Here is a 3579-nt window from a genome sequence, read left to right on the forward strand (position 1 = left end):
AACATATAGTGAAAAGTTTAATATACATACAAGAAATATATGCCCTAGAAATGGAATTGAAGATCCAGGGTGTGGAGTAGGAAATTCAGCATTAGGTGCATATTTGTTAAGAAATAAATATTTCAATCAAAAGCATATAAGTTTAAAAGCAGAACAAGGAAATATAGTTAATCTGCCTTGTATCATTGAAATTAGAGCTGATCAAAGAGATGAAAATAATATAAATGTTTCAGTAGGTGGAAAAGGCAAAGTTATGATAAAAGGAGAATTTAGAATTGAATAAATCAGAAGAAATCTTAGCTGAAGAATTTGTAACATTTATTTTAGATAAAGTTACTAAATTTGATTTTGATAAAGTTTTCAAGGTGGGTTATAGATATATTTTGGAGTATAGAATATTGTACGGGGAATATTACCATAAGTAACGGTGTTTTTTTGTGTTATAATTATAATCTATAATTATTAAAATTTGAGTACTGAAAATGTACAATATAAGCACTAATGCCTAGACGGAGGATAATATGAAAAAGTTTAAAAATGAAATTAAATTTATAGATTTATTTGCAGGTATAGGAGGGTTTAGACTAGCATTAGAGCAATATGGCGCACGGTGTGTTTTTTCATCTGAAAAGGACAAGTATGCATGTCAAACATATGAAGCGAATTTTGGTGAAAAACCAAGTGGAGATATTACAAAAATTCATGAAAGTGAAATTCCCAATCATGATATTTTATGTGCGGGGTTTCCATGTCAAGCTTTTAGTATTAGTGGTAAACAATTAGGGTTTGAAGATTCTAGAGGGACACTATTTTTTGAGATAGCTAGGATAGTAAAATATCATAAACCACGGATACTGTTATTAGAAAATGTTGCAAATTTAAAAAGACATAAAGATGGAAAAACGATACAGCATATGACGGATATATTAAATCAATTAGGATATAACGTATTTTTTGAAGTTTTAAATGCTAGTGATTATGGGGTACCTCAATCAAGGAAAAGAGTATATTTTCTTTGTTTTAGAGAAGATTTGTTAGTTACTCAATTTAGATTTCCAGAACCTTCTCCTAATGATATATTTCTTGAAGATATTTTGTTGCCAGATAAATTAACTGAAAAATATATTATTGATAGAAATGATATAGTAATGAAAGAAATTACAGTTACAGAGAATGAGAGAAAGCCTATAAGGATAGGGACAATAAATAAAGGTGGTCAAGGAGATAGAATTTACAGTATTAAAGGTCATGCAATAACATTATCAGCACATGGAGGCGGATCAGGTTCTAAAACAGGTGCATACTTTATAAATAACAAAGTAAGAAAATTATCTCCTAATGAATGTAAAAGAGTTCAAGGATTTCCTGATGATTATAAAATACCTGTGTCAGATTCACAAGCGTGGAAACAGTTTGGAAACTCAGTTGCGTTACCAGTTTTATTGAATATAATGGGAAAGTTAGTTGAGTTAAGAGAATTAGAAGCTATAACTTATTGATTAAAAAAAGAGATAGAGAGTAATCACTCTATCTCTTTTTTAAATAGTAAGATATCATCTGAATTTTGATTCAATTTCAAAGATATTGAAAAAATTACATTTGCATTTCTAGTGTTTGAGAGTTTTCGTATTAAATATCTATTGCCATCTTTATTAAACTGGAACCTGTATTTTTTCCCAATTAATTTAGTTTTATTAGGTAAATGATAATTCGTTGTTAAATAAGATTTTTTTTCCTCGCTAACAATCGAGCATTCAGAAAAATTTTGCTCGAATAATTCTTTAACTTCAGAATGATATTTATATGGAACATCGCTTGAGCCACTAGTTTTAATCCTAAAATTAGCAAGAATATCAAAATATATTTCAAGTTTTTCAATAGGAAAAACTATAAAATCCTCATCAGAATGTGATGTTATTATAAATGAAACATCTTTAGATTTGTAATAATCCTTTATCCATTCAGCGAATATTGATGTATCTAAGTCTATAGGAATAGATTTTGATGATACAGATTTAAAAGTATTATAATATGTATTAATGTAATGAAGTATTATTTTGGTAAATTTATTAGCCTGAGATTTATTTCTATCACTAAAAATAAATTTATTACCATCATCTATTAATACAAATTGTCCACTTTGAGAATTTGCCATTTTTGCTTCAATATTGAATAAAGTTTCATCGTCTTTAATTACTCTTATATCAGAATTTGTTGAATTACTTTTACCTGTTCCTACAAATTTAGTAGTATAATTACCATAAGTACGATTTAAATATTCTACACATGAATCTTCAAATAAACGCCAATTTTTCAAAAAATCAACTCCTCAATAAAGTCTTTTTTAATACAGCATATACACAAATAATAGCAGAAAATACACTTGAAGTCTATATATTCCAATTGATAAAAAATACAAGGAAGTAAGGGTTTTGTGTATAATGATATATGAAGATTTATTAATTATATTTGAATTATTTAAATATTTGAGTATAAATCGAAAGGAAGTGTTTTTCTTGGATATAGTGTATATTGATATTAGAAATTGGAATTTTTGGTACGGTGAGTATGGTCTTTGTAATAAAAGTTGTAATGATGAGGTTACAATATATTTAGATAAAGAACAAAATATTGAACTTGGATACTTTGGAATTACAACTAAACCTTCTTTAGAATATCTTTTGAAAAATGAAATTGACAAAGTAGAAGATAAGGAATTTTATAATGAGATTGAAAGTTTTTTAAAAAGTAAAGATGATATTCACTATACATACATATATCCAAGAGATGATGAAGATATTTTGAGACAAGTAGAACATTTTGCACCAACTAATGAAAAAGAGCATAAGCCTACATATATTGAAATGTGGACTAAATTATCAGATTATTGGGATATAAATGAAATTAAGAAATGTGTTAAAGTACTTGTTAAAGAGTTTTTACATGAAGATGTTTCAAATGTAGAAATACTAGGTATTCCTACGTTTGAAGAAACTAAAAAATCATATGAGGAAGATTATGCTTTATATGTTAAGTAGGTGGTTTTAGAAGATATAGTTCTTAAGGAAGTGAAAATAATATGAAAAGAATTATTAAGATAAGAGAGTCTATTTTAAAATGGGTGATTATATTATTAGGAATAGCACTAGTTTTTATAAATATTGAAAAATATGAATATATGGGGCCTAGAAGAGCGCCTAACTTTGGCTTGTATATTATTATTTATATGCATATATTAGTTTTAACGATTAGCTTTATAGAACAAAAGATAGTCGAATATAGAGTTAAAGAGTTGGATTTAAATTATATGAAACCTTATAAAAATTCAACATTAGTAAAATATTGTATGCTTTATAGTGCTTTCATTGTCATAGCATGGTATATAGATATTATTAGAAATGGATTATTAATGATAATAGTGATATCTATTATAATACTATATATTTCAACTAAAATAAAAAATCATATAGAATGTAGGGTTATGTATAAAGATAATATTTTAGTAATAGGAAATAAGTTATATGATATAGAGAAAATAAAGAGTGTTAGAGATAACTTTGGTTCTAATTTTTATATGGA

6 protein-coding genes are annotated in these 3579 nt (G+C 26.3%); 5 read left to right on the plus strand and 1 reads right to left on the minus strand.

Features of this window, described 5'->3' with window-relative positions:
- From N4A48_RS08695 to N4A48_RS08705, 3 genes are all read left to right on the plus strand, one after another.
- A partial coding sequence (locus tag N4A48_RS08695) for a PhzF family phenazine biosynthesis protein (RefSeq protein WP_293663841.1) occupies nt 1-283 on the plus strand: 283 nt, incomplete at its 5' end.
- On the plus strand, nt 276-425 hold the full coding sequence (locus N4A48_RS08700; RefSeq protein WP_293665506.1) for a hypothetical protein: 150 nt from the start codon (nt 276-278) through the stop codon (nt 423-425). The genes N4A48_RS08695 and N4A48_RS08700, both read left to right, overlap by 8 nt.
- Before the next feature lie 96 nt (nt 426-521).
- Complete coding sequence (locus N4A48_RS08705; RefSeq protein ID WP_293665507.1) at nt 522-1499, plus strand: DNA cytosine methyltransferase; 978 nt, start codon at nt 522-524, stop codon at nt 1497-1499.
- Nucleotides 1500-1522: 23 nt separating this feature from the next.
- Here the strand turns inward: N4A48_RS08705 and N4A48_RS08710 are convergent, their stop codons facing one another.
- The gene (locus N4A48_RS08710; protein WP_293665508.1) at nt 1523-2317 is read right to left on the minus strand and encodes a hypothetical protein; all 795 of its coding nucleotides are present in this window, start codon (nt 2315-2317) and stop codon (nt 1523-1525) included.
- Between the two features lie 115 nt (nt 2318-2432).
- On the opposite strand from N4A48_RS08710, the gene N4A48_RS08715 reads away from it, so the two are divergent.
- Together N4A48_RS08715 and N4A48_RS08720 are read left to right on the plus strand one after the other, a co-directional pair.
- The gene (locus N4A48_RS08715) at nt 2433-3038 is read left to right on the plus strand and encodes a hypothetical protein (RefSeq protein ID WP_293665509.1); all 606 of its coding nucleotides are present in this window, start codon (nt 2433-2435) and stop codon (nt 3036-3038) included.
- A gap of 41 nt (nt 3039-3079) precedes the next feature.
- Nucleotides 3080-3579: hypothetical protein (locus tag N4A48_RS08720; RefSeq protein WP_293665510.1), on the plus strand; the 500-nt coding region annotated here is incomplete at its 3' end.

The sequence above is a fragment of the Tepidibacter sp. genome (genome assembly GCF_025210165.1).
Classification (GTDB): domain Bacteria; phylum Bacillota; class Clostridia; order Peptostreptococcales; family Peptostreptococcaceae; genus Tepidibacter_A.